The sequence below is a fragment of the Streptomyces sp. NPDC059564 genome, from assembly GCF_042735575.1.
Classification (GTDB): domain Bacteria; phylum Actinomycetota; class Actinomycetes; order Streptomycetales; family Streptomycetaceae; genus Streptomyces.
The window spans coordinates 1-4,473 of record NZ_JBHWBP010000487.1; the positions used below are offsets into that span (position 1 = coordinate 1).

Genomic DNA, 4,473 nt, shown 5'->3' on the forward strand with positions numbered 1-4,473 from the left:
CCTCCCAGCGGTAGCTGGGGGCTTTTGACGCGCGGGGGTCCGGGGGCGGAGCCCCCGCAACCTAGCCGCGCTGTGCGTGCCGGAGGGCCGGAGGGGTGCTCCGGGGGCGGGCCGCCGGCCCCGGAGCCTGGTTACCGCCCGGCCAGGGCTTACGCGTCGGGGCGGACCACGGCCTTGATCGGCATCGAGCCCGCGCCCGCCATCGTGACGTTGCGCCCGGGCCGCGGGGCGTGGACCATCGCGCCGTCGCCCACGTACATGCCGACATGGCTCGCGTCGTCGAAGTAGATGATCAGATCGCCGGGCCGCATGTCCTTCAGCGCCACCTTCGGCAGCAGCCGCAGCTGCTCCTGCGAGGTCCGCGGAATGCCCCGCCCGGCCGCCAGCCACGCCTGTGAGGTCAGTCCGGAGCAGTCGTACGTGTTCGGCCCCACCGCCCCCCACTCGTACGGCTTGCCCATCTGCGCGGTGGCGAACTGCACGGCCCGCTTGCCGGCCTCCGTCGCCGAGCCGCTGACGTCCTTCATCGCGCCCGACGACAGCCACGCCGTCTGCGCCTTGTACTGGGCTTCCTGCTCCAGCTGGATCAGCCGGGCCTTCTCCTCGGCCTCCAGCCTGTTCTCCAGGGCCTCCGCCGCCTTGATCTTGTCCTCGATCTCCTTCTTGGCGGCTTCCTGCTTGACCCGGTTCTCCTCCATCTTCTGCCAGAGCGCGCCCGCGTCCTTCGCGTACTGCACCAAGTCGCCCTGGGTCCGGTTCAGTTCGGCCAGCAGGTCCGTCGTGGCCTTCTCGCCCTGCCGCAGCCGGCCCGCCCCGTCGAGGTACGCGGACGGGCTGTCGCTCAGCGCCAGCGCGGCGCCCGGCGGCAGGCCGCCCGAGCGGTACTGGGCGCGGGCGGCGGCGCCCGCGCGGTCCTTCAGGCCGGTGATCCGGTCCTGGCCCGCCACCACCAGCTTGGCGATCTCGACGATCCGCTCGGACTGCGCCTTGGTCTCGCCCACCGCGAGGTTGTACGCGTCCGTGGCGGTGCCGGCCTGCCGGTAGAGGTCCTCGATCTCCTTGCGGACCTGCTCCAGCGACTTGCCGCCCGGCTCCGGCGCGGCCGGGGCCGCGGGACTCGACGGCGCGCCGGGAGCGGCGTACGCGCTGCCCGCCGCGAGCCCGGGGGCCGTCAGTATCGCCATCGCGCACAACAGCGCGAGAGCGGACACTCCCTGCACGCGCGACGACGCTCGCTTCGCGGTCCCCATGGCTCCCCCAGGCGCCCCGAGTCAGAACGGACATCACCCGACATCAGATCTGACTATTCATCAGTAACTTGGCACTGTCTCCGGGATGGTGCCACGACTCGGTGAATTCCAACACCCTCCGGATGCCGCCCCCGATCATGACCGCCCACGTATCGGCCACCCCTGACGACTCAACGGACACCCCCGGCAACCGGTTCCCCGCAGCGCGACTTTCACCCCGCCGGGCGCAACGCCTCCCAGCGCACGGTCAGTTCCCCCTGCCTCCACCGCACCGGCCCGTCCGCCAACGGCCAGTCGGCCGACAGCGCCCGCGCCGTCCGGATCCACCGCTGCCGCGCCCCGTACGAGGCGTACGGGGCCGCCGCCGCCCACGCCCGGTCGAAGTCCCGCAGGAACGCGTGCACCGGCTCGCCCGGCACGTTCCGGTGGATCAGGGCCTTCGGCAGCCGCTCCGCCAGGTCCGAGGGCCGCTCCAGGGAGCCCAGCCGGGTCGCGAAGGTCACCGTCCGCGGCCCCTCCGGCCCCAGCGCCACCCACACGTGCCGCCGCCCGATCTCGTCGCAGGTCCCCTCCACCAGCAGCCCGCCCGGGGCCAGCCGGGCGCAGAGCCGCTGCCACACCTGCGCGACCTGCTCCTCGTCGTACTGGCGCAATACGTTCGCCGCCCGGATCAGCGCCGGCCGCTCCCCGCCGTCCAGCGGCACCTCGAAGCCCCCGTGGCGGAAACTCAGCCCCTCCCGCTCGTACGGCTTCGCCCCCGCCACCCGCGCCGGCTCGATCTCGATGCCGACCACCCGCACCCCCGGCGCCGCCTTCCGCAGCCGCGCCAGCAGCTCCACCGCCGTCCAGGGCGCGGCCCCGTACCCGAGGTCCACCGCCACCGGCGCGTCCGCACGGCGCAGCGCCGCCCCGTGCGAGGCGGCGATCCAGCGGTCCATGCGCCGCAGCCGGTTCGGGTTCGTGGTCCCGCGCGTCACGGTGCCGACAGGGCGCTTCGGGGGCGGCGGAGTGCTGCGGGAGACCATGGGCCGAGCGTATGCCGAGCGCCCCGGCAGGATAAAAAACCGGCAAACCGATCAGGAAGTTCCGGCCCCCCGGAATGCGGGGGACGGCCATCCGGGTTGCACTCCTTGCAGAGCGCCGACCGCGCTCCCGCAGCCATGCCACCCGGCGTGCGCCGCGCCGCCCACCCGTCCGCGCGCGACCACAGCGACCCGATCCGAGCGAGAGGAACTGCTCCCTTGAGCCAGTACGTGTCCCGTCTCGGCGGCAGCATCAGCGGCCGCATCGCCGCCGCCCGCGGGCCCCGCCACGACCAGCCCCGCCTGCGCCTCCCGGCCGTCGGCCACCACCGCAAGCCGCGCCGCGTGGCCATGCTCAGCGTGCACACCTCACCGCTGCACCAGCCCGGCACCGGCGACGCCGGCGGCATGAACGTGTACATCGTCGAGCTGGCCAAGCGCCTCGCCGCGATCAACGTCGAGGTCGAGATCTTCACCCGCGCGACCACCGGCGGCCTGCCGCCCGCCGTCGAGCTCGCACCCGGCGTCCTCGTACGGCACGTCGACGCGGGCCCGTACGAAGGCCTCGCCAAGGAAGAGCTGCCCGCCCAGCTGTGCGCCTTCACCCACGGCGTCATGCAGGCCTGGGCCGGACACCGCCCCGGCTACTACGACCTCGTGCACTCCCACTACTGGCTCTCCGGCCACGTCGGCTGGCTCGCCGCCGAGCGCTGGGGCGTCCCCCTCGTCCACGCCATGCACACCATGGCCAAGGTCAAGAACGCCTCCCTCGCCGCGGGCGACCACCCCGAGCCCGCCGCCCGCGTCATCGGCGAGACCCAGATCGTCGCCGCCGCCGACCGCCTCATCGCGAACACCGCCGAAGAGGCCGACGAACTCGTACGGCACTACGAGGCCGACCCCGGCAAGGTCGCCGTCGTCCACCCCGGCGTCAACCTCGACCGCTTCACCGTCGGCGACGGCCGCGCCGCCGCCCGCGCCCGCCTCGGCCTGCCGCAGGACGCCGTGATCCCGCTCTTCGCGGGCCGCATCCAGCCCCTCAAGGCCCCCGACATCCTGCTCCGCGCCGTCGCCGAACTCGTCGACCGCGATCCCTCGCTGCGCACCCGCCTCTTCGTCCCCGTCGTCGGCGGCCCCAGCGGCAGCGGCCTCGCCAAGCCCGAAGGGCTGCAGAAGCTCGCCGCGAAGCTCGGCATCGCCGACCTCGTCCACTTCCACCCGCCGGTGCGCCAGGACGCGCTCGCCGACTGGTTCCGGGCGGCGTCCGTCCTGGTCATGCCCTCGTACAGCGAGTCCTTCGGGCTCGTCGCCATCGAGGCCCAGGCCACCGGCACGCCCGTCCTCGCCGCCTCCGTCGGCGGGCTCCCCGTCGCCGTCAACGACGGAGTGACGGGCATCCTCGTACCCGGCCACGACCCCGTGGACTACGCCCGCGAGCTGCGCCGCTTCGTGGACGAGCCCGGGCTCACGGCCCGCATGGGCGGCGAGGCCGCGCGGCACGCGCAGTTCTTCGGCTGGGACACCGCCGCCAGCGGCACGGCCGACGTGTACACCGCGGCCATGCATGATCACCGCCGTCGCGTACGCTCCCACCATGGCTGACACCGCCGCGATCATCGAGTCCACGCTGGCCGGCGCCGAGCTGGGCTGGGAGAGCCCCGAGCCGGGCAGCTACGTCGTCCAGCTCCCCGGCACCCGCAAGCTGAGCACCACCTGCTCGCTGCGGATCGGCCGCCACTCCCTCTCGGTGAACGCCTTCGTCATCCGCCACCCCGACGAGAACGAGGCGGGCGTCCACCGCTGGCTGCTGGAGCGCAACCTCAAGCTGTACGGGATGGCCTACGCCGTCGACCCGCTCGGGGACGTCTACCTCACGGCCCGCCTCCCGCTCAGCGTCATCACCCCGGACGACCTCGACCGGCTGCTGGGCACCGTCCTGGAGGCGGCGGACGGCGCCTTCAACACCCTGCTGGAACTCGGCTTCGCGAGCGCCATCCGCCGCGAGTACGAGTGGCGCGTCTCCCGCGGCGAATCCACCCGCAACCTGGACGCCTTCAAGCACCTGACGCAGCCCTCGGCCTGACCCGGGCCGACGAATCCAGCCCCGCCCGGGGGCCCCTCCCAGCGGTAGCTGGGGGAGTTTGAGGCGCGGGGTCTGGGGCGGAGCCGCAGAAGCCCCGGCGCCGCCCGGCCCGCCGGCA

4 protein-coding genes are annotated in these 4,473 nt (G+C 73.8%); 2 read left to right on the top strand and 2 right to left on the bottom strand.

What is annotated here, in order from left to right:
- Window positions 1-149: 149 nt before the first annotated feature.
- A complete protein-coding gene (locus ACFV0Q_RS38665) occupies window positions 150-1,250 on the bottom strand; it encodes an NlpC/P60 family protein (protein ID WP_385012399.1) in 1,101 nt (366 codons plus the stop codon).
- A 212-nt stretch (window positions 1,251-1,462) separates the two neighbouring features.
- A complete protein-coding gene (locus ACFV0Q_RS38670; RefSeq protein WP_385012401.1) occupies window positions 1,463-2,275 on the bottom strand; it encodes a class I SAM-dependent methyltransferase in 813 nt (270 codons plus the stop codon).
- Between the two features lie 216 nt (window positions 2,276-2,491).
- Between ACFV0Q_RS38670 and mshA the strand changes: the two genes are divergently transcribed.
- Together mshA and ACFV0Q_RS38680 are read left to right on the top strand one after the other, a co-directional pair.
- A complete protein-coding gene (mshA, locus tag ACFV0Q_RS38675; RefSeq protein WP_385012402.1) occupies window positions 2,492-3,874 on the top strand; it encodes a D-inositol-3-phosphate glycosyltransferase in 1,383 nt (460 codons plus the stop codon).
- Window positions 3,867-4,355, top strand: coding sequence for a YbjN domain-containing protein (locus ACFV0Q_RS38680; protein WP_385012404.1), 489 nt, complete (start codon window positions 3,867-3,869; stop codon window positions 4,353-4,355). Before mshA ends, ACFV0Q_RS38680 begins: the two co-directional genes overlap by 8 nt.
- The last annotated feature ends 118 nt before the right edge of the window (window positions 4,356-4,473 follow it).